This window comes from Vibrio celticus, from assembly GCF_024347335.1.
Lineage (GTDB): Bacteria > Pseudomonadota > Gammaproteobacteria > Enterobacterales > Vibrionaceae > Vibrio > Vibrio celticus.
Genome location: NZ_AP025464.1, coordinates 1573975 through 1595742, shown reverse-complemented (window position 1 = coordinate 1595742; position 21768 = coordinate 1573975). Strand labels below are relative to the sequence as shown.

Sequence of the window (21768 nt, the reverse complement as noted above, 5' to 3'; positions counted from 1 at the left end):
GATAGTTTCTACCACAAAACAGATTGTGGATATATTTAAACATTAAATAACAACAACTTAAATCATGTTAGGAATCAGCAATGAAACATAACCCTGCACATAAAGATCTTATAAAGTATCAAAACGATAGTTTTGTCTTGACTGAAAAAGGCCAAAAAGGGAGAGCAATATCACAATCTGAGAACGGTATTTACCGACTGGTTGATGAAGATGTTTCACTTCCGGTCGCAGTTATCAAACAATCGGCATTAACCAATAACCTGAATTGGATGCAATCATTCGCTGATCATCATCAGGTTAAATTGTCACCACATGGCAAAACATCAATGACACCTGATTTTTTCCGCCAACAGCTAGAAAATGGCGCTTGGGGTATTACAGTAGCAACGCCTGCACAGGCAGAAGTTGCCGCTATGGCGGGTGCAAAACGAATCATCATGGCCAACCAATTGGTGGGTAAAACCAACATGGCGATCGTTGAACAGCTGATCAGTGAGTTTGATATCGACTTTTACTGTTGTGTGGATTCTTCGGTAAACGTGCAGCAACTTAACCAATATTTCTCTAATACAAAACAGACACTAAAAGTACTGATCGAATTTGGTGTACCGGGCGGTCGCTGTGGTTGTCGTTCACCACAAGAAGTTCTAGAACTGGCTCAAACCATACAAGACACACCTGCGCTTTCGCTAGCGGGTATTGAGGTATACGAGGGTGTGATTCATGGCGACAATGCCGAGCAAGACATTCGCACCTTCTTAAATCAGGCGCTCACTTCGGTCGAAAGCCTGACATCAGATGGCCTAATTGCAGGGCAACCTATTATCACTGGCGCAGGCTCAGCTTGGTATGACGTGGTTGCAGAATGTTTGGCGAACCTAACCGATTACTTGGCGATCATCCGCCCGGGCTGTTACGCGATTCACGACACAGGCATTTACCTAGACGCACAAAGCAAGGTGTTGCAACGCGCCCAAGTAAACCAAGGTTACGCGTGCGAATTAGGTGGTGATTTAGAATCGGCACTTGAGGTATGGGCGTATGTAATCTCTCGTCCGGAGCCAACAAAGTTAGTGGTTGGGCTAGGCAAGCGTGATGTGGCCTTTGATGCGGGTTTACCGATTGCTGAGCGTGGCTATCGCAATGGCGAAGCTATCTCAGTAAAAGGGCTGACAGCTACTGCTGTGATGGATCAGCATACCTTTGTTGAAACTGACGGTTCTTCTGAGATTGAAGTGGGCGACATGATTGCGTTCTCTACCTCACATCCGTGTTTAACCTTCGACAAATGGCGCTACATTGCCATCAGCGATGACGACCATCAGGTAACAAACTGGGTGGAAACCTGTTTCTAAATCGAATTCTCGATAAGCTAGAATCAGCGAAACAATAAGATATACTAACGGGGCTAAGCTTTAGCGACCAATGACTAGGTATTAGCAAATAGCCCCATCAACAAAGGATCAGGATTCTTGAGTTTAGAAGTAGATATCATTTCACAGATAACAGAGCGTTTTCCTGTTCTTCGTGATGCAGAAAAGAAAGTCGCCAAGCTGATCATGGACGACATTGATTTTGCTGCCAATGCCAGCATTACAGAACTTGCTGAAGGTGCTCAAGTGAGCGAAGCCACCATCACACGCTTTGCTAAAGCGATCGGTTGCAGCAACGTACGTGATATGAAGATTAAGTTGGCTCAGACGCTAACCGTTGGCCAGCGCTTTATCCTCGAACCTGTTGACCAAACGGGCTATCAAGGTATCTACGAATCGATCAAGCAGAGCCTAGACATCAACCGAACTCTGTTCAAAGAGCAAGACGTTGAAACTGCGGTGAGCTGGCTGCATAACGCCAGACAGATCATTGCTATCGGCATGGGCGGCGGTTCAACCATTGCTTCTCAAGAGCTGCAACATAGACTGTTTCGTTTGGGCTACCCAGTGGTGTCGTACAACGATGGCTTGATGTCACGTATGGTTGCTGCCACGGCCGATGCCAATGACGTGATGGTGATGATTTCAGCGACCGGTTTTACGCCAGTGATCACCGAAACCGCCGAATTAGCCAAGCAATACGGGCTTAAGATTATCGCTATTACCCCACAAGACACTCCGCTAGCAAAAATTGCGGATATCTTGTTACCAATCAAACATATGGAAACCGACTTCATCTACAAACCATCGGCTTCTCGCTACGCAATGTTGGCTCTAGTAGATGTGCTTTCGATGGGCATGGCGGTCAATCACAAGAACCGTTCGCGCGATAAACTGCGTCGCTTAAAGGTTGCGCTCGATTCCTACCGAGGCGGTGGCGACCGACAGCCTCTCGGCGATTAAACGTTACCGAAACCAAGCTTCTCGCCGCTAGTACACCACAAACTAAATCTGAATAAAAAAGCCCCGCAGTATTCACTCAATTGAGTCGATACTGCGGGGCTTTTTTAAGGTTCTTCGCAGATTAGCGGGAACTGAAAACAAAAACGGTAGTTAGTGGTAAGGTTACATCGCCAAACACAACCTTTCACAAACTACCGTTTTCATGCCGAATAATACTTTCCTATCGTCATTCTGGGAAGGCTTTCAGATCGTAAAGTCTTATAAAACTGACTCATTAATCTCTATCACCTTAATTCCTGATACCGCAGCATACTGCTCTTGTGGTCAAGTTTCTGCCTCTATCCATGACACTCAGTGGAGAACGCTTAAGGATGCGATGATGCTAGGCACACCCGTTGAGTTACTCGTTCAGACTCGGCGCATCAAGTGTTCAAATTGTGGTATCAAGACTGAGTCTATTTCTTGGGTTAAGCCATATTCTCGCCTCACTAATCGGCTGATTGATTACATTGATAATCTATTACCATTGCTACCCATCAAACACATTTCAGAGCTTACTGGAGTGCACTGGCACACCATCAAAGAAATAGACAAGCAACGTCTCAAGCGTGTCGTACCTGAGGTTCCTTGGGGGTGCTTGCGTCAACTGGTCATGGATGAGTTTGCCATATTCAAGGGCCATCGTTACGCCACTGTTATCGCAGATGCACAAACGCATCAAGTACTTTGGATTGGTCTAGGTAGAAGTCGCAAAGACATACGCCCCTTCTTTGAGATGCTTGGAGAGCATGCACAAAATATCGAAGTTGTGGCAATGGATATGAACACCGCTTTTGATCTAGAGGTTCAAGCTCATTGTTCAAATGCCCGTATCGTCTATGATCTCTTTCATGTCGTCGCTAAGTTTGGTCGAGAGGTTATGGATAGAGTTCGAGTAGATCAAGCTAACCAACTTAAAGATGACAAAAGTGCACGGCGTTGGGTCAAGCGCTCACGCTGGGTACTACTGAAAAATAGAGAGAATTTAAATACCAAGCAACAAAGCTATCTGGATGAAATACTTGCGATTAACCGTGACTTAATGGTGACCCATTTACTTGGCGCTCAACTCAAGGAACTCTGGTACTGCGAATCGGAAAAACAAGCCCGAGACCTTTGGGAAATATGGTGGCAACAAGTTCATGAAAGCGGAGTAAAGCCACTCATAAACTTTGCTAGAAAGCTGAAACCGTACCTTCATGGGATAGTGTCTTCAGCTTTATATCACTTAAATACATGTACCTTGGAAGGGATTAATAACAAGATTAAGTTAATCAAAAGAATGGGCTATGGGTATCGAGATACGGATTACTTTTTTATGAAGATAAAAGCGGCCTTCCCCGGAAAGCCGCGATGAACCTTTTTTAATTGTGGTTTCGGGGAATTACTCGCCTGCGTCAATTGAAGCTAAGATAAACTCAACTCGTTCCTCAACAGATAATTTAGGTACTTCCACCAGCTGATAACCAAACTGATTATAGGCTGACACCATGTTTTCGTAGGTGGCGATCGCTTCGCCGAAGTCTTGTTTACGTTCTTGATCATTGATGAAAATCGAATCCCAAGGCGGGAAGATAAATACCTTACTGTTGTATGTGATCTCATTACAGCTATTTAGCAAGGATTCTGGAATAGGCAGCGTTTCTAACAGGCTGTAACCGTATGAATCCACGATGCTTCTATCAAAGAAGATGAGTTGCTCACTTGCCTCAAATGCTTGGTAATTGGCTAACTCTTCTCGCTCCATCTCATCACGAAAAGCCACTTTATCTAACCACGGCAAAGCGCTACCTTGTTGCTCAACTTGGTGTTGAATCACTTTACGCCCGACTTCTGGTGCGCAGCGATAACCCTGACTTTTCAAAGCATCGATGACCGAGGTTTTGCCAGATCCCGGCCCACCGGTAAATACGATTAGATTGTTCAAATAGACCTCTTCAAAGGGGGAAAATAACGAATCGGACCTTAACGAAACCCAAGTTAACGAATCAAGGACAGAATGGACTTAAATTCTGGTGCACGGCAATCTTTCACAAGCTCGTATAAGCTCATTTCCAATCCTGTGATTTGGATACCAGCATCCGTTAGTCGACGGATTGCTAGATCCTTGTTGAGTGCCGTTCGCGAACTAACACAGTCGCCAACTACCTGAACCTTGTACCCAAGTTCCAACAGCCCCATTGCGGTTTGATAGACACAAATATGAGCCTCAATCCCACACACCAACCAAGTCTCTACATCCTTGGTTTGAACCGCCTCAACAAACTTGGGCTCATCACACGCGTTAAACGTGAATTTAGGTATCGGCTTAGAGTTACTCAATAGGTCATTCAGCTCACTAACGGTTGCCCCCAATTTCTCTGGGTTCTGCTCCAAGCTAACAACAGGAAGACCTAAAATCTGAGCTCCCTCAATCAGCTTTTCACAGTTAGCAATCAGTGTCTCGCTCTCATCAACAAGGCGTGCGAGCTTACCCTGAACATCCACGACCACCAAACCTGTCTTTTTTTTCATTAGCATGTTTACTCCTTGTTTTGGGCAGCCTGATTAATTACGCAATCTGATGTGTATGTTTTCTACTATGTAATGATTCAGCTTACAAAACCATACAGTAATACATACAAGACTACGGAATAATACTCACCAACGGTCGAAAGGTCGCAAAATAAAAATTATTGATACTGGCATGACATTTAAGAGTGAGTAACTAAGATGAACAAGATAACGAAATCAGCATTAGCACTGGGGTTAATCAGCGCAGTTTCTCTTCCAGCTTTAGCAGCAGGTACTGACGGCGGTGCGTACATTGGTGGCGGACTTAGTGTCTACCAAGATTCTGACACAGACGGTCACGGTAGCTTAGATTCAGATGGCATGGGCTACAACCTATACGGCGGCTACCAATTCAACCGTATCGTAGGTGTTGAACTTGGCTACACAGATTACGCAAACTACAAAAATAGCGCTGAAAAGCTGTCTCCGACGTCTGTTTCTTTGTCAGCAAATCTTGGTTACACATTCGACAACACAATCCGCCCATTCGTTTTGGCTGGTTTAAGCTCTGTTGACCTAAACGCAAATAAGAGTGCTGGTTACGCTGATGACAGCGGTACAGGTTTCCACTTTGGTGTTGGTGTTGAATACACGCCAATCGAACACCTAACGCTACGCTTGATTTCGCAAGCAGACGCAGTAAGTGTCGATGACTATTCTATTGGCAATGGGTCACTCAAAAACGATGATCACACGTTAGCATTCAACAGCATTAGCTTCGGTGGTTCATACAACTTCTAATGTGATTGAACCACATAGAATAAGCTGAACATACTAATTCACTTTGCTGTTCCACCTTGTCATGAAGGTCACTCAGTAAAGTGAATTTTTTGTTTCTACACGTCCTATCGCGTCATTTCACTTTAGCCGGTTTATCGCTCACCATCACTTATTGAGCTTTATGCGTTGATATTAGAGCTTTCTTGGTAGCGAGACTAAAATAAAGGGATAAGAGACGCAGGAAAACAAGACCTATGAATCTACCAAGCTTTAACATGTCGATAAACAAGCTGCCTTTTGTGTTGGCCGTGTATTATCTGCTTGTCGTCAATTTACCTCTCTCCCAAGAACTGTTTAGTATTGTTCAGGCATCGAAGTCTGAAAGCGTTGCGTTTCTTATCTCCATTCCTATCTTCTTCCTTGCTGCCTTTAATTTCATCTTCCAAGTCTTCAACTGGCCTATTTTCTCTAAGCCGTTTTTCATCTTATTGCTGATCACCTCAACCTTAGTCAGCTACAGCATGTTCAATTACGGCATATTCGTCGACTACGGCATGATAGAGAATGTGTTTGAGACCAATAGCGGTGAAGCAGCCAGCTATATCAGTGGTCACTCGATCTTATGGCTACTCGCCATGGGCGGTATTCCATCGCTCATCCTGCTGTTTACCAAACTTGAAAAAGAGTCTTGGAAGGATTTCTTTGTCTGGAAATCAATTGGGCTGCTCTCTTCCTTGATTGTCATTGCGATTATTGCCGGGCTTTTCTACAAAGATTACGTCTCGATTGGTCGTAATAACTCGCACATCAAAAAGATGATCATTCCGACCGAGTATGTGGCATCAACGGTCAAATACATCAATAACACCTACATCAAACAGCCCATCCCCTATCAAGAATTGGGGTTAGAGGCTCAGCTCAAACCACAAGCAAAAGCGGCAACCAAGCCGACCTTATTGGTGTTTGTGCTTGGCGAAACCGCTCGCGTGTATAACTACCAATATTATGGCTATGAGAGAGAAACCAACGCTCATACCAAGCCTTATAACCCGATATTTTTCTCTGATGTGCAGTCGTGCGGAACAGCCACCGCAGTTTCTGTACCGTGTATGTTCTCGAACATGAATCGTAGCAACTACGACCGCGACAAAGCCTACAACCAAGATAACGTGGTCGACATAATGAACCGCGCGGGCATTCACTCTATCTGGAGAGAACATGATGGTGGGGATAAGGCGGTCGCACACCGAATCAAAGAGATGACGCTCGTCGCTAAAGACAGCGACCCGTTATGTAATAACGACGTATGCTACGACACAGCGATGCTAGAGAACTTCGAACAAGACACTCAAGATCTTAAGCAAGATAGCATCATTTTCTATCATATTTCGGGATCTCACGGCCCAACGTACTTTGAGCGTTATCCAGAAGAACATAAGAAATTTACGCCTGATTGCGCTCGTGCAGATATCGAAAACTGCACCAAAGAGGAAGTGGTAAACACCTACGACAACACCATTTTGTACACGGATTTCTTTCTCTCACAGGTTATTCAAAAGCTAGAGAAACTCACCGATAAGTACAACGTGGCGCTAATGTACATTTCCGATCATGGTGAATCTTTAGGGGAAAACGGCGTCTACTTACACGGCATGCCTTATTCATTGGCGCCGAAAGAGCAAACCCATGTGCCTATGATCATGTGGATGTCTGATGGTTTCGCCGAGCAGAAAGGGATAAACCAGACCTGCTTAAGAAAGGCAGGCAAAGAACAGAGCTTCTCCCAAGACAACCTGTTCGACTCTTTACTCGGCCTAATGGATGTACAAACCAAAGAATATCGAGAGAACCAAGATATTTTTGCTGCGTGTCGGTAGTGTTTTTGCTTATGTAAACCATCGGAAAACTCGAGTTGTCTGAACCAGCTCTCCTCAACTTCCCCTAAAAAGAAAAGACCTCGGTCTTTTCTTTTTTTCGTCGCTAACATGGAGCTAGAGTGCTAATTTATAACGACGAAACAATGAGCTACATTTAATAGAGACAATAATGGAAGAGTCCGTCGAGCTCCAAAGACCAACCTGTCTTATTAGACTTTATCTCACTCACATCGCTCATTGAACTTACCAAGATTAAGCTCAGTTCAATACGGCACCTGAATGGCGCCATAATATCAATGTTTACGTCATATCATTAAGGACAAATGAATGGACGCTTTCATAATTTCAAGCTGGCAATTTTCTGAGGGTGTGGCACATGAACACACCACCAGCCCAGCCTCATTCGAGCAATCAACTTGGTATCACTGCCAAAGAGATGCTGACGGTTTGAGAGAATGGCTCCACAGTAATACGGTTCCAAATGCCATCATCGATTCATTACTCACCGATGACACCCGCCCTCGGTTCGAACAGTTTGGCCACGACTGTTTTTTGATGATTCTGCGAGGCATTAATCTAAACGAAGGTGCTAACCCTGACGACATGCTTAGCCTACGCATCTTATGGTACAAAGGCACTTTAATATCGACACGCAAAGTTCCTTCAAAAGCGGTCAGTAATCTGATATCTGATCTCAAACAAAACCAAGGCCCTACATCATTACCTGATGTGTTGTTGGGCATGATCCGTGGAATCAACCACAATATTTCAACCTTCCTAGCACCCGTCGAACTATTAATTGATGAGTTAGAATCTACATCCAATATCGACATAAGATCTATTAACGCTCTACATTCAAGGCTACTCAGACTAAGGCGTTATTTGAAGCCACAGAAATACGTTTTTGAAGATTTAATGAGTGACCTACCTGCACCATTGAGTAAGCACAACAGTCATATAAAGAACAGCCTTGATACCATCCTGAGAATTAACGAGTCTGTTGAGTTTTACATCGAACAAATTAATGTATTTTTAGCGAGCCTAAGTCAGCAACAAGCTGAAAAAATGAATAGAAATACGTACCTATTTTCTATCATTGCAGGTATTTTCCTCCCTGCTGGGTTTTTCACCGGTTTACTGGGTGTCAATATAGCTGGGATACCCGGAACAGATAACCCGATAGCATTTCCACTATTTTGCGTTGGGCTGCTCGTGGTCATAGCGGCAGAGGTCATTATTTTGAAAAAATTGAGGTTTATTTAATGGTTGAGTTTTTGCAATCCAATATGTGGCTTAGACAAGTAGTTTTAGGTTTACTTCTTATCACTGTGTATTGGGTGATCAAACGCTTAGGTAAGAACTGGATAGAAACATTAGCGGAAAATAAGCGTGTCGAATTGAAGCGAAAGCAGTTCGTGATTAAGTGTTTCAATATCGTTCTGTTTCTACTCTTCATCGCTGTGTTTACGATTGTTCTTAACTTGGGTTTTGGTGATATTTCGCTGTTCTTATCATCCATATTTGCGGTGCTGGGTGTCGCTTTATTCGCGCAATGGTCGATTCTAAGTAACCTCACAGCCAGCGTACTAATATTTTTCGTCTTCCCTTATCGCATTGGCGACAGAGTAAGAGTCGCGGAGAAAGACGAAGACATCAGCGGTGTGATCATCGATATCACCATGTTCCATGTTATTCTTCGACACAGTTCGGGCAACATCATCACCTACCCTAATAACCTGATCCTACAAAAAGGCGTGATAAAGGTATTAGTTGATCCTGAGTTAAAGAGTGAAACTGTCGATACAAAACTCATCAAAGCTGGAGACTCAGGAAAATAATGCGCCCTATTCAACGTCCCAATCAATAAGTTCAATAAAGGGCTACAAACAGACATTTATTTAAAGCAGCTCTTTGCTGAACATGATTTTTTCTAAAACTAAACCAGGCTTAACAAAGTCAGTATCTAATGTATAAAAACCTGGAGCTAATTTAACCTTCAGACCTTCAACAACGACTGATGTATTATTCGTTCCGTTACTCGGTACCATCATACTGAACTCCCCATTTAAAAATAAGCTGCATGCTGATTGAGCAAGAGGATCATGGTCGTATCATACAAGACTATTAAATTGGTACACTCCAGCGTCATGGACTTGGATAGATAGTGAACGATTAGTGTTATACCCAGTCAACTTGAAGATGCGGGTTTGAGCACTTGAAAATTATCATTTATTCGAGACGTCAAAGAGTCTGCGATCTCAGGTAGAGTCAAAATGCCAAAATTCTCGATGGCTTCTCTGAATTCCCGTTTAGTTTTGAAATAAACGTTGTTCCTTGAATATTCGTTCATCACTTTCCAAAGCCGCTCGATTGGATTTAGATTCGGACTATAAGGTGGAAGATAATGAAGCTCAATATTCAAGACAAAAGCAGCATCCCTGACTAGTTCACTGCGATGGTACCCCGCACCATCTAAGATAAGATGGAGCTTGTGTTCTAATGGATAACGCTCTCTCATAGACTGAACCTTAAGCATTAAGACCAGCATAAATCCCGTCTAACGTGATGTTTTTCTTTGACTTCCTCTGGGCGGACTTTTGTGCGTTCTTAAATATATAGCTAGAGGCCCATTCCAGTTTATTGCCTATTTCTGACCATGCCTTGTGGCTGATACATTCAAATATGGGCAACAGCCACACATCCACATTTTTTGCCGCCTTAAACAGCGAGACCGATGGCATTATCTGAAGCGCAGTACTGCGCCTGATGATCAGCGAGAGTAAACTGGCCCAGATAAGCCCATCAACGATGGCCTTTTGTGCGGTGACAAATCGTTGCCAGTTTGTGTGAGATTTTAATTCTTTAAAAAGCAACTCCACCTGCCATCGACAGCGGTAGATCGCCATTATGTCATCAGCAGTATAGGTACCTGAAGGCAAGTTAGTTAACCAAATACAGAATCGCTTTTCTTCTGCAAACCAACGTCTTACCACTCTAAATTCTTGCTTACCACTACGAACTTTAAGGTCGAGTACCTGTGAGCGATTAGTACCTCGAGTGATGTCTTTGAGCTTCTTTCCTTCTAGTTTAGATAAATGCCGGCCCTGACCGTTTCTCGCTTCTATAACATGAGGATTCAGGGACTTTGCTCCTCGAAAAAATATAGAAACCACCATACAGTTCAAGCTCAGTAAAGAATTGGAAGTCAGGGTACCCTGCGTCAGCCAACAACAATTTGTTACTCATTGTTTTGGGGGCGGGCAAAAAGTCTCTTTCTGATGCTGTATCAGCGCTGATGCTCATTGCGACTGGAGAAAAGCTTTTTTAAAGACATTGTCATATGGCATTTAACTGCGGCTGGATTGCGTTTAAATCGGCTCGGGTAAACGTTCGAAAGGTCACGATGAATGTGGAAAGAGCTACCATCTTGAAGCAGCACATCATCAAAGGTGGCGAGTTTATCTGGTAGGTTGGCACTCTGCTGGCGAGCAAACTGAGCTATCGCTCGCATGGCCAATTGGCGCATGAATATCGGAAATTCTTCTTTTCTTAACTGGTTATGGTAGGGCTTATAAGCCACAGTATCTTTAGCGCTTAAGCACATCCCATTGAATTGCCTTAGTAAATCGGCAATAGATGAGCAGTTTCCTTTGCTCAAAGCGGCCACTAGGCTTACTACTAGCTGGTCGGGTAAGATAGCCCGACATCGCTTCATAAGTCCTGTACTTTTCGCCATTTTTTGAAGGCTATCAGCATTAAAGAATTGCTTAAACTGCTTTTGTAGGGAGATAATCGTCATCGGCTTCACGGTTGATATGGGTGGTTTGTTTGGCGACGATTATCTGATCATAAATGAAGCCTTTTTTCTATCTAAATAAATAGCTTAGAGCTTAAGATCCTGTCTATGAACGCTCTCTAATTTGGCAGAAAAAGCGAACAATGCTTTCACTGTTTATGGTCTCGTAATCATGAATAATAGTCCCGCCAATGTCGTTAAGATTTAAAGCACCAATGAGATTGAGGCGACTTCGACTTCCCGTTGTTTCAACAGACTTGTCATGCCCTGTTCGTATCCAACCGTGCGATATTTTGGTTGCTTGAGTCGGATGGACTGCATCAATAAATAGGATCGACTCATCCTTACTACAGCTGGCTTTGAGCGCTTCATAAGCCTCAATAAAAGCTTTCTGTTTGGTTTCATCAAACTTATGAGGTACGCCTTTGGGCATCTTGTAGCTGAAACCATTTTGGTGAAGCCACTTGTTCATTCCTGCAACACTATATTGCACACGGTAAGCAGCAAAAACATACGCAACAATCTCACGCGTATGATGATAGGTGCGCGAGGTTAGGTGTGAAATCAAGCTTTGGGTTTGCTGTTGAGATAGGTAGCTTTTTGAACCACCATTTTCAGGCTTGAGCTTGTTCGATAGTGAGTAATCTTTGAGATGCTGTCTAACCGTTGTTTCATGGATAAGCAGTGCATCGGCAATTTCTTCAGGACTCCACCCGTTACTGGCATGAATAACAGCTTTGATGCGATCGCGCACTCGCCCATCACGAGTCGTATCGTGTTGGTTAATCAGCGTGATTTTTTGTTCATTGGATAGTGTTATTTTCATGTCACCTAGCATGATCCTCATTTTGGCTAAAATCAAGCACCTTCAATGCTCACGGGTATACACCACAAACGAACGTGTAAAAGACTTACTTTCAAAAATGACATTAGATGAGAAAGTAGCTCAATTAGGTGCACAGTGGTTAATTTTGGATGAAAATGGTGACCATCAAGAACGCGAGCTTGAGATGTCAAGCAATAGTATTTCTCGCACCGTTCAAGAGAAATTAATGCATGGTCTTGGGCAAATTACCCGCCCACTTGGTACTCATACTGTTGGTGCAATACAAGGGGTTCAGGCATTAAATCAACTGCAAAAACATCTAATAGAAAATACTCGACTAGGAATTCCAGCCATCCCGCATGAAGAATGTTTAGTTGGCTTAATGGCACAAGGTGCCACTCTTTATCCATCCTCTTTAAACTACGGGCATACGTGGAACCCGGAACTAATGGAGAAAGTGGCCGAAGATATTGGTCGTCAAGCAAGAGCCGTTGGTGCTAAGCAAGGTCTTGCCCCTGTATTAGATGTATCTCGTGATGTTCGCTGAGGGCGTACTGAAGAAACCCTAGCAGAAGATCCTTATCTGGTTGGTATCATGGCCACCAGTTATGTAAAAGGTCTTCAAGGTAAAGACCGTGATTTGATCGCAACATTAAAACACTATGTCGGTCACTCAGCCAGTGAAGGAGCGCGTAATCACGCACCAGTAAACTTAGGCTTTAAAGAGTTGAATGACACCTTTTTACTGCCTTTTGAAATGGCAGTAAAGTTAGGTAATGCGGGTTCCATAATGCCGGCATACCATGATATTGATGGTGAACCATGTCATAGCTCTGAGTTTCTAATGACAGAGGTATTGCGAAACCAATGGGGCTTCGATGGTCTTATTGTTGCTGACTACGGCGGTGTTGAGCTTCTAAGTGAGCACCATGCTACCGCTAAAGATCGCGTTGATGCTGCAGCACAAGCTTTTAACGCAGGGCTAGATGTTGAGTTGCCTGATGATGCTTGTACAACCTACATTAGTGAAGCGATTGAGCAAAAACTCATCACATTAGAAAAAATTGATGAGATTGTTGGGCGCGTCTTAGCGATGAAATTTGACCTTGGCCTATTCGAAAACCCATACACACCTGTACCTACTGAGCCTTTACATAATGAAACGAGTGATGAGCTCGCCTATCAAGCAGCCAGTGAGTCGATTGTACTACTGAAAAACAATGGTCAATTACCTTTATCGAAGGATAGTAAAGTGGCACTACTAGGCGCGACGGCTGATGATCCATTAGCACTGCTTGGTGGCTATAGTTTCCCTGTACATCTCATTTTGAGCGGTAACGATTCATCAGAACGTGTTGCTAAATCTATCAAAGAGGCAATGGAAGAACGCGTGACTCTGATTGGCTACCAAAAAGGTTGCGATATCCTGACAGAACGCCACGGCGGAGCACCCGTTTTCCCTGGGGATGTTGATATGGCGGTCACGCAGGATAAAACATCACCGGTAAGTATGGGTACTTCGGATATTGAATCAGCGACTTCTATTATAAGCGACGCAGATGTAGCGGTAGTATGTGTGGGCGATTTAGCAGGTTTGTTCCAAACCGGTACAATTGGTGAGGGATCTGATGCAGATACACTTGACTTACCTGGTGTGCAACAGCAGTTACTCAATGCTGCACTAGATAGTGGTAAGCCAGTTGTTGACGTTGTGACGGGTGGTCGCCCATATTGTTTAGGTCGGGCAGAAGATGAAGCTGCTGCGATCGTATATGGTTGGGCTCCAGGTCAACGAGGAGCAGACGCGATTGCAGATGTACTGACAGGGGTGACTAATCCAAGCGGTAAGCTGACCCTATCTATTCCAAAAAATGTTGGAGCGGTGCCGTATTTTTATAACCACAAACTGAAAAGTGCTGGTACACCGATAGCCTTTCATTTTGGCTCTCGGTTCAATTTTGATTTTGGCTTAAGTTACACAAACTTTGACTACAGCAACGCGACATTAAACAAAACAGACTATGGATTTGATGAATCAGTAACTCTGTCTATCGACATCACTAACACAGGTGAACGTGACGGTACAGAAATCGTCCAACTTTATGCTCGCGATCAAGTTTGTTCTGTTGTACGCCCCGTAAAAGAGTTGAAAGGTTTCCATAAAGTGTTCTTAACCGCTGGAGAGACTAAAACCGTTACCTTTACGCTACCGATTCATATGTTGAGCTTCACTGACTCATCAAATCGACGTGTGGTTGAAGGCGGAGAGTTTGATCTCATGCTAGGCCGTTCTTCACAAGAAATAGAGTCGCGACATGTCATAAAAGTTCAACCTGGTAAAAAAGTATTGCCAAGAGAATGGAATATGGTTTGTGAAGCTCACTCTGGCTAAGATGTGGCGCGCCAACCAATGCCGGTAAAGCATAACGTGACTCTTTGTCATAAACATTAGCAATGTAGGTTGTTTAATCCCCAAGTTGGTCGTACCTCTTGGGGATTTCTCTTGTTACGCAACAGTAATTACAAAGTTTAATTCATGTTAATCAACAAGGTAACTTAAATAAAATTAACGGGCAAAATTCAAGTTCAACAATAGATATACGCCTTGGATCACATTAACTTTATTTATTAATTAGAGACTAAAAAACATAATAGAAAAAATACTGTGTAAAGCACAAAATTTAGTTATTCAAATAATTCGGATAATTAAATTATGGCAAATTTCAAAGTGATGAGTTGGGGTGAATACCAATTGTTCTCTTTAGTTAATCAACAAGGCACCCAAGTTGATATTTCTGATCTCGGCGGTTTAATTGTCAATTTCTATGTACAAGACAAGCATGAAAAAACTAGAAATATTGTTTTGGGGTACGACACTCCGAATGAGTACATTAATGGGGCATGCTATTTAGGTTGCGTTGTCGGGCCTTGGGCAAACCGTATTGCTAATGGCCATTATTCAATTGACGATATTGATTTTGCACTAGAACAAAATGAAAACACCAATCATTTACATGGTGCTTCTGCCAATTTAGGCGCAAAACGCTGGACTGTCGAAATCATTAACGACACCACATTAAAACTCGCGACAACGATAAATGCTGATGAAGCAAGCTATCCACATACGATCGATTTTGAGGTCACGTACCACTTATCTGAAGAAAATGAACTCCGTATCTGCTATGAAGCAATGCCACACGGAAAAACCCCAATTAATATGACTCAACATACTTACTTTAACTTAGATGAAAGTGAAAATGTGTTGAACCACAGTATTCAAATCAACTCTGACCGTTACCTAACTGTAGATAGTTGCGCAATTCCATTATTTGAAGCGCCGGTTGAAGATACTCCATTCGACCTTCGTCAATCTGTTCAAATTAAACAGAATATGGACTTAAACAATCAGCAACTAAAAGCGGCTGGTGGCTATGACCACTGTTGGTGTTTCGAGCCAACCGAATTTCAAACTAACGCAATTGTTTCAGAAAACACATCTGGCCTTCACTTGCATGTAGCAAGTGACCAAATTGGCATGCAATTTTACACCGGTAATTTTTTAAACGAAGAGCATGGCCGAAATTCCCGAATTTATCATAAGCATGCAGGCTTATGTCTAGAGACTCAATGTTATCCAAACCAGATCAATATGGATAATAAACAAGATTGTATTTATGGGCCAAACAAGCCGTACCGTCACAACGTTGTATATCAAGTACTAACAACCAAATAGATAGAGATTATTATGATTAACATTCCTCAAGTAAATATGGGCATTGTTGCTGTTAGCCGTGACTGCTTTCCTATTTCACTGTCAAAGCAACGTCGAAACAATGTTGTAGCGCAGTGTCAAAACAAAGAAGTTAATATTGTAGAGCTAGAAACGATCATCGAAAATGAAAATGACATGATCAAAGCACTCCAAGAAGCAAAAGATAAGTCAATCAACTCTCTTGTGATCTATTTAGGTAACTTCGGACCTGAAGGCCCATTAACTCAAATGGCACAACGTTTTGACGGCCCTGTGATGTTTGTCTCTGCTGCAGAGGAATCAACCGCATGCTTGAGCAATGATCGTGGCGATGCCTACTGCGGTATGCTAAACGCGTCTTACAGTGCAAACCTGCGCAATATTCGCCCACATATCCCTGAGTATCCAGTAGGCACACCTGAAGAAGTCGCGACAATGATCGGTGACTTTGCTCCGGTGGCACGCACCATTCTTGGCTTAAAAGGTCTGAAAATTTTCAGCTTTGGCCCACGTCCGCATGATTTCGTTGCGTGTAATGCTCCTATCAAAGCCCTGTTTGATCTTGGCGTAGAGATCATGGAAAACAGCGAGCTGGACTTGCTGGATCTCTATCAGCAAGCAGAAGGTCACGAAGACATTCCGCGCATCGTTGCGGAAATGGAGCAAGAGTTGGGCGATAACAACCCATACCCAGATCTGCTGCCAAAACTGGCACAATACGAAGTGGCACTATTGAAATTCCACAAAGAAAACCTTGGCGCTTCAACCTTTGGTATCTTTGCTAACAAGTGCTGGCCATCGTTTGAGAAGTTCTTCGGCTTCGTCCCTTGTTACGTCAATGCTCGTCTAGCAGAGCGCGGTATTCCTGTCGCTTGCGAGGTCGATATTTACGGAGCACTGTCTGAGTATATGATTACTTGTGCCACCGACCACCCAGCTACTTTGTTAGATATTAACAATACCGTGCCAAAAGACATGGTTGAAAATGCTGCAGACCAAATGGGTAGCTACACAGAGAAAGATCTCTTTATGGGTTTCCACTGTGGCAACACAGCACCAAGTTGCATGAAAAACTCACAGCTTCGCTTCCAAAAAATCATGCACAGCTTGATGGAACCGGGACTTGAGCCAAATATCACTCGTGGTACTCTTGAAGGCCAGATTAAAGCGGGTGAAGTCACACTGTTCCGTCTTCAATCAACGGCAGACACTAAGTTGCGTTCATACGTTGCACAAGGCGATATTCTAGATATCGACCCTGAATCATTTGGTTCTATCGCAGTGTTTGCTATTCCCGAAATGCAGCGTTTTTACCGTCACGTATTAATTCAGAAACGTTATCCGCACCATGCTGGCATTGCCTTTGGCCATGTAGGTAAAACACTGTACCAAGTGCTCGATTTGATTGGTGTTTCTGATATTAATTACAACCAACCTGCACATGAACGTTACCCAAATGAAATCCCAAGTGTTTTTCTTGGTTAATCCAAAATAAAATAACTGTGTCTCGTCCTAAAATACATTGACAGTATTTCTAATAATAGAAAGGGCTTTAAGAGTGATCTTAAAGCCCTTTCGCTACGTTATTTCATATATTTAACGAAAATACGATTACTGAGTGTTAATTTTGAACTCGTTGATACTCACCCAATTATGATTGTAATTAGATGCACCGATAACATTTAGCTTAACATAACGACCCTGTGCTTGATCATGAGTCGTTAGAGGTTGTGCACTACTGGTATTCTCACCCATATCGGAAAGCAGAGTAAATGGCCCTGATGGTTGATCAGAGACAGAGACTTGATACTGATATGCGCGGTTTTGATAAGTCCACATACTTGTACCAGTGATGGTTTCGGTACGCCCAAGATCGAAGATGACCGCTTTGCTAAAGTCCTGAGCACTCCATCGAGAAGCATCAGAATTATCACCATCCAACATATTGGACGCAACATTAGGTTCCTGCTCATCGTCTACATAGATCACTTGAGGTTCTAGTGTGGAAACAGTTACGTTCATCGTGGTTTCTGTTTCAATCCCATCACTGTCAACCGCTATTGCAGTTATCATATGTGTACCCGCTTCAAGCCCGAGTAGTTCAGTTCGCTCATTGTCACCCCATTCATAGGGAGCATATTTTTCTTGCCTTAAAAACTCACCATTTAAATACAACTTCACAGTAGATATTGTACTGTCCGGTTTGTTCGTGCTGGCATTGACTAATACGTACAAAGAATCATAACTCTCGTTTAATTCAACTGATGTCTGTTCAAAAGTCACGACAGGATCAAGTGATTGCGCGGGGCGGGTATAGCAATAGTTGGTTTGTCCTGGGTTAGGGTCACCGAGTTGCTCAACGTTGCAATTGATCTCTGATTCTTGTCCATATAGGTATACAAACTCTCCATTGGAGCCAAAAGCAATATCAACAGGGGTATCAATTCTGATCGGTTGGTTTTCGACACTTGCAAACTCAAAACCTTCAGGTGCCGTAGGGTCTAACTCTAAGTCAATAATTTGTACATACAAGGGTAATTTATCAGATTCACCTCGTTCCTGAAGGTAGTAGTATACTTTGTCATTTTCTACATGCACGACGCCATGCCTAAAGTTCGGACCATCTTTTGCCTCATAAACGCGAGTAAAGTCATTGGTGCCACTTTTCGCCATCTCGACAAATGGTCGGCCTTGTGAATTTAAGCCTATGATGTAAATTCTATTCCCAGAAGTATAGATTTTGTCAGCACCGGCAAAGTCGGTAGTCGTCGTAAAGTCTTCATCGCCTGATTTTTTATAAGTATGTACCTTTACCCTTTCACTATTGTCTGTGGTTTTTACTGCACCTATAAAGTGAACGTCGCCAGCGTCAGACACGGTCCAATCAAAACCATGAACGATGTAAACTGAATTAGGCGCTGTTTGACTGACCAGATCACCGGGTTCAGAAATTTTAATTTTATCCGATTCTGCTAACGGGATAGAAAAAGCGTTTCCTCTGTGATCTTTCCATTGCGTTGCACCGCTTGGATCATCCGAGTAGGCATAGTAAAAACCATTTTGATAAACATATTTATCATTGTTATTACCAGAACGTCGTTGAAAGCCAACCCTGAGCTTACCATCAACGAATTTCATGCTGCCATATACACCCCAGTTATATGCTTCACCATAGCTTTTAGCATTGATAACATTGAACGGCTGAAAATCTGACCATCGATTCTCATCCGCTTTATACTTAGCAAATTGGTAGCCTCCATTATTGTTACCGCCTTTACGCATGTAAACCAATAGTTCGCCCAATGTATTCTGAAAGAATTTAGGGTAAGTCAAACCTGAAAACGTATCATGATCAACTTCGCCAGTTAACGTTAGGTGCTTATATCCACCGTCATCATTTTGTTCAAATAAACTTAAGTTAAATTCACTATCTGGCACACTTGCAGCATTATTCATTGAAAAGCTGTATCGAAAATAGTCCTGGCTTAAACTGCCATCGGATGGCTTGGAATTCGAGTATGCATGCATGTCATATAACAAATGGATAGACTCATCAACAGGGCTAATGGCTACGGCTATTGTGTTGTGGGACTCACCTATCCACCACTGATTTTGAAACCCAGTATGCGTATGAGGAAACTCAATACTTTTGACTTTGCCTGTTGCACGATTGTATCTACTGAGCATCACGTGACGATTGTACTTGCCTCCTCGGTACCAAGTGACAAACACATAGTCTTTATAAACCTTAATAGCATCGCCATGAGCTGAGATCTGCTGCCCAAAAAGATAATCATACTGTCCAGGACCTGTGTTTTCAGCATTATTTGCTACTTTCTCTCCATCAAAAAATAACCCTATATCGGATATCTTTACTTGTTCTTCTAGGTGAATATTTGCGTTAGCAAATGAAGAACTTATTAAGAAAGTAAGTGCTGTTACTTTGAGGCATGATAGTTTTGACTTGTCCTTTTTCATAAAAATTCCTTGCGTTTAATTAATACAAACCATCAGCCATTAGAATAATTAAGAACATTACATTTTCAACATTAATCAGTCATTTACTTTAACGAACAAACAGCTTTGAGACTTTCATTCAAAACATAAAAAAGGCTTTGTTGCGTAATTCAATGGAACTAAATCAAGAACCTACGATCTGCTCAGCTACCTCCACACTCTCTCGTAGTCCTATGCCTAAGCCTCGTTACAAAACAACCAACTGGAAGCAATACAACCGATCACTCATTAACCGTGGTTCTCTGACTTTTTGGATTGATGAAGAAGCAATAAGCGGGTGGGCGCAAAGTAAACAGAATAAGCGCGGGAGGCCGCGTCGATTCAGTGATTTAGCTATCACGACAGCACTCATGGTGAAACGAGTTTTTTCTATGCCATTGAGAGCGCTTCAAGGATTTATCGACTCGATATTTAGGTTAGCCCATGTACCGTTAAGTTGTCCGCATTACACCTGCATCAGTCGTAGAGCCAAGCAAGTTGAGGTTTCATTTAAGACTAAAACGAGAGGAGCAATACAGCACCTAGCCATTGATGCTACTGGCCTTAAGGTTTATGGCGAAGGTGAATGGAAAGTCAAAAAACATGGGACGGATGGCAAGCGTAGAGTCTGGCGAAAGCTGCATATTGCCGTCGATACCAACACTCATGAGATCATTGCCGCCGAGCTAAGTTTATCGACGGTTACAGATGGAGAAGTACTCCCTAACTTACTGAAACAAAAACGCCGAAGTATCCTTGAGGTGTCTGGTGATGGCGCTTACGACACGAGAGCGTGTCACGCTGCTATTAAGATTAAGGGAGCTATTGCGCTTATTCCCCCAAGAGAAGGGGCTGCCTTCTGGGAGCGTGGTCACCCTCGAAATCTCGCCGTGGGTTGCCAGAAATTATACGGCTCAAATAAGTATTGGAAAGAGCGGTATGGATACCACAAACGTTCACTCTCAGAAACAGCGATGTATCGAGTTAAACAGTTGCTAGGAGGGCAACTGAGCTTAAGAAATTACAATGCCCAGGTGGGTGAAACTTACGCGATGATAAAAGCGTTGAACAAGCTTACTGGGTTAGGTATGCCTGAAACTTGTCGTATTGACTAAGAAATAAGCGAAACGGGTTGGCTCTATCTCTAAATTTAATTACGCAACAAAGCCACCAATGCATTTAATTGAGTTTCGGTTCATCACTGAATATACTGGGGACATCATCAAACGGAGGACAAAAATGAACAATAAAAACAAACATATAGTTTTAATTCATGGTCTATATATGCCTTCGTTGATCATGCAATATCTGGATAGGAATTTCAAAAAACGCGGCTTTACAACGCACAAGTTTGCCTACAACTCGCTGCGTTTCCCTTCGGCCGCTAAACGCCTCAATCGCTTTATTAATGCGCGTTTTGATGAATACGATGAGGTCTACTTCTTTGGTCACTCACTGGGTGGTTTGCTCATTCGTCACTACTTTAAGTTTTATCAGCCCAATTTTGCCGACACCTGTATTATTACAGCAGGCACACCGCACAATGGGGCAACCATCGCCAAAACACTGTCGAATCATGGGCTTGGATTTATATTTGGCTCGAGCAAAATTATCTTAAGCGATGGCTTGGGTGACTACGATATTGATGTGCCGATTGGCGTGATTACAGGCACCTACGACGCCGGAGTCGGACGTATTGTTCTGGGAAGAAATCCGGGCGATGGCACAGTCACACTCGAAGACGCCAACCTAAGAGGAGCAACGGATACCTACGCCCTCAAACTCAACCACACAGCGCTTGTCTACTCCAAAGAAGTCGTAACACTGTCGGCTCAGTTCATCGAACACAGAGCTTTTAAGGACGCTTCATAGCT

General features: G+C 43.0%; 16 protein-coding genes and 4 pseudogenes. 13 read left to right on the top strand and 7 right to left on the bottom strand.

The annotated features are described in order from the left end of the window. Positions 1-80 precede the first annotated feature (80 nt). From OCV19_RS23035 to OCV19_RS23025, 3 genes are all read left to right on the top strand, one after another. Positions 81-1355 (top strand): amino acid deaminase, encoded by a 1275-nt coding sequence (locus OCV19_RS23035; protein WP_065677706.1) that lies wholly within the window; start codon positions 81-83, stop codon positions 1353-1355. Between the two features lie 117 nt (positions 1356-1472). Continuing rightward, a complete protein-coding gene (locus OCV19_RS23030; RefSeq protein WP_065677705.1) occupies positions 1473-2336 on the top strand; it encodes a MurR/RpiR family transcriptional regulator in 864 nt (287 codons plus the stop codon). 202 nt (positions 2337-2538) lie between these two features. Further along, complete coding sequence (locus OCV19_RS23025; RefSeq protein WP_261875704.1) at positions 2539-3732, top strand: ISL3 family transposase; 1194 nt, start codon at positions 2539-2541, stop codon at positions 3730-3732. Between the two features lie 27 nt (positions 3733-3759). Here the strand turns inward: OCV19_RS23025 and OCV19_RS23020 are convergent, their stop codons facing one another. Both OCV19_RS23020 and OCV19_RS23015 read right to left on the bottom strand, forming a co-directional pair. Then, positions 3760-4302: an AAA family ATPase gene (locus OCV19_RS23020; protein ID WP_065677703.1), complete on the bottom strand. Its 543-nt coding sequence runs from the start codon at positions 4300-4302 to the stop codon at positions 3760-3762. Between the two features lie 53 nt (positions 4303-4355). Beyond that, a complete protein-coding gene (locus tag OCV19_RS23015; RefSeq protein ID WP_065677702.1) occupies positions 4356-4895 on the bottom strand; it encodes a hydrolase in 540 nt (179 codons plus the stop codon). A gap of 192 nt (positions 4896-5087) precedes the next feature. On the opposite strand from OCV19_RS23015, the gene OCV19_RS23010 reads away from it, so the two are divergent. From OCV19_RS23010 to OCV19_RS22995, 4 genes are all read left to right on the top strand, one after another. Beyond that, entirely contained in the window at positions 5088-5669 is a 582-nt protein-coding gene (locus OCV19_RS23010; protein ID WP_065677701.1) for a porin family protein, read from the top strand. Between the two features lie 233 nt (positions 5670-5902). After that, positions 5903-7525: a phosphoethanolamine transferase gene (locus tag OCV19_RS23005; RefSeq protein WP_065677700.1), complete on the top strand. Its 1623-nt coding sequence runs from the start codon at positions 5903-5905 to the stop codon at positions 7523-7525. A gap of 327 nt (positions 7526-7852) precedes the next feature. Beyond that, a complete protein-coding gene (locus OCV19_RS23000) occupies positions 7853-8788 on the top strand; it encodes a CorA family divalent cation transporter (protein ID WP_065677699.1) in 936 nt (311 codons plus the stop codon). Beyond that, positions 8788-9363: a mechanosensitive ion channel family protein gene (locus tag OCV19_RS22995; RefSeq protein ID WP_065677698.1), complete on the top strand. Its 576-nt coding sequence runs from the start codon at positions 8788-8790 to the stop codon at positions 9361-9363. Before OCV19_RS23000 ends, OCV19_RS22995 begins: the two co-directional genes overlap by 1 nt. A 60-nt stretch (positions 9364-9423) precedes the next feature. Here OCV19_RS22995 and OCV19_RS22990 read toward each other — a convergent pair whose 3' ends face one another. The 4 genes and pseudogenes from OCV19_RS22990 to OCV19_RS22975 all read right to left on the bottom strand — a co-directional run. Next, on the bottom strand, positions 9424-9576 hold the full coding sequence (locus OCV19_RS22990; protein ID WP_206377652.1) for a hypothetical protein: 153 nt from the start codon (positions 9574-9576) through the stop codon (positions 9424-9426). A 137-nt stretch (positions 9577-9713) separates the two neighbouring features. Next, positions 9714-10043: pseudogene (locus OCV19_RS22985) on the bottom strand (transposase); the annotation flags it as partial. Positions 10044-10053: 10 nt separating this feature from the next. Then, a pseudogene (locus OCV19_RS22980) lies at positions 10054-11324 on the bottom strand (IS4 family transposase). Between the two features lie 112 nt (positions 11325-11436). Next, positions 11437-12147, bottom strand: a pseudogene (locus OCV19_RS22975) (IS630 family transposase); the annotation flags it as partial. Here OCV19_RS22975 and OCV19_RS22970 point away from each other — a divergent pair. The 4 genes and pseudogenes from OCV19_RS22970 to OCV19_RS22955 all read left to right on the top strand — a co-directional run. Continuing rightward, positions 12062-13228, top strand: a pseudogene (locus OCV19_RS22970) (glycoside hydrolase family 3 protein); the annotation flags it as partial. The pseudogenes OCV19_RS22975 and OCV19_RS22970 overlap by 86 nt on opposite strands. A gap of 12 nt (positions 13229-13240) precedes the next feature. Further along, the gene (locus tag OCV19_RS22965) at positions 13241-14539 is read left to right on the top strand and encodes a glycoside hydrolase family 3 C-terminal domain-containing protein (RefSeq protein ID WP_240508239.1); all 1299 of its coding nucleotides are present in this window, start codon (positions 13241-13243) and stop codon (positions 14537-14539) included. Between the two features lie 321 nt (positions 14540-14860). Continuing rightward, the gene (locus OCV19_RS22960; protein WP_065676095.1) at positions 14861-15880 is read left to right on the top strand and encodes an aldose epimerase family protein; all 1020 of its coding nucleotides are present in this window, start codon (positions 14861-14863) and stop codon (positions 15878-15880) included. Between the two features lie 12 nt (positions 15881-15892). After that, positions 15893-17383, top strand: coding sequence for an L-fucose/L-arabinose isomerase family protein (locus OCV19_RS22955; RefSeq protein WP_065676094.1), 1491 nt, complete (start codon positions 15893-15895; stop codon positions 17381-17383). A gap of 126 nt (positions 17384-17509) precedes the next feature. On the opposite strand, the gene OCV19_RS22950 is transcribed toward OCV19_RS22955, so the two are convergent. Next, positions 17510-19876: a BNR-4 repeat-containing protein gene (locus OCV19_RS22950; RefSeq protein WP_065676093.1), complete on the bottom strand. Its 2367-nt coding sequence runs from the start codon at positions 19874-19876 to the stop codon at positions 17510-17512. Between the two features lie 212 nt (positions 19877-20088). On the opposite strand from OCV19_RS22950, the gene OCV19_RS22945 reads away from it, so the two are divergent. Then, positions 20089-21009, top strand: a complete 921-nt coding sequence (locus OCV19_RS22945; RefSeq protein ID WP_065676099.1) for an IS5 family transposase — start codon at positions 20089-20091, stop codon at positions 21007-21009. A 124-nt stretch (positions 21010-21133) separates the two neighbouring features. Continuing rightward, a complete protein-coding gene (locus OCV19_RS22940) occupies positions 21134-21766 on the top strand; it encodes an esterase/lipase family protein (protein WP_065676092.1) in 633 nt (210 codons plus the stop codon). Positions 21767-21768: the final 2 nt, after the last annotated feature.

Coding starts and splice junctions, on each gene's coding strand:
- OCV19_RS23035 (WP_065677706.1), top strand. CDS start 81: ATGAAACATAACCCTGCACATAAAGATCTTATAAAGTATCAAAACGAT.
- OCV19_RS23025 (WP_261875704.1), top strand. CDS start 2,539: ATGCCGAATAATACTTTCCTATCGTCATTCTGGGAAGGCTTTCAGATC.
- OCV19_RS23015 (WP_065677702.1), bottom strand. CDS start 4,895: ATGCTAATGAAAAAAAAGACAGGTTTGGTGGTCGTGGATGTTCAGGGT.
- OCV19_RS23010 (WP_065677701.1), top strand. CDS start 5,088: ATGAACAAGATAACGAAATCAGCATTAGCACTGGGGTTAATCAGCGCA.
- OCV19_RS23005 (WP_065677700.1), top strand. CDS start 5,903: ATGAATCTACCAAGCTTTAACATGTCGATAAACAAGCTGCCTTTTGTG.
- OCV19_RS23000 (WP_065677699.1), top strand. CDS start 7,853: ATGGACGCTTTCATAATTTCAAGCTGGCAATTTTCTGAGGGTGTGGCA.
- OCV19_RS22995 (WP_065677698.1), top strand. CDS start 8,788: ATGGTTGAGTTTTTGCAATCCAATATGTGGCTTAGACAAGTAGTTTTA.
- OCV19_RS22990 (WP_206377652.1), bottom strand. CDS start 9,576: ATGATGGTACCGAGTAACGGAACGAATAATACATCAGTCGTTGTTGAA.
- OCV19_RS22965 (WP_240508239.1), top strand. CDS start 13,241: ATGAAATTTGACCTTGGCCTATTCGAAAACCCATACACACCTGTACCT.
- OCV19_RS22960 (WP_065676095.1), top strand. CDS start 14,861: ATGGCAAATTTCAAAGTGATGAGTTGGGGTGAATACCAATTGTTCTCT.
- OCV19_RS22955 (WP_065676094.1), top strand. CDS start 15,893: ATGATTAACATTCCTCAAGTAAATATGGGCATTGTTGCTGTTAGCCGT.
- OCV19_RS22950 (WP_065676093.1), bottom strand. CDS start 19,876: ATGAAAAAGGACAAGTCAAAACTATCATGCCTCAAAGTAACAGCACTT.
- OCV19_RS22945 (WP_065676099.1), top strand. CDS start 20,089: ATGCCTAAGCCTCGTTACAAAACAACCAACTGGAAGCAATACAACCGA.
- OCV19_RS22940 (WP_065676092.1), top strand. CDS start 21,134: ATGAACAATAAAAACAAACATATAGTTTTAATTCATGGTCTATATATG.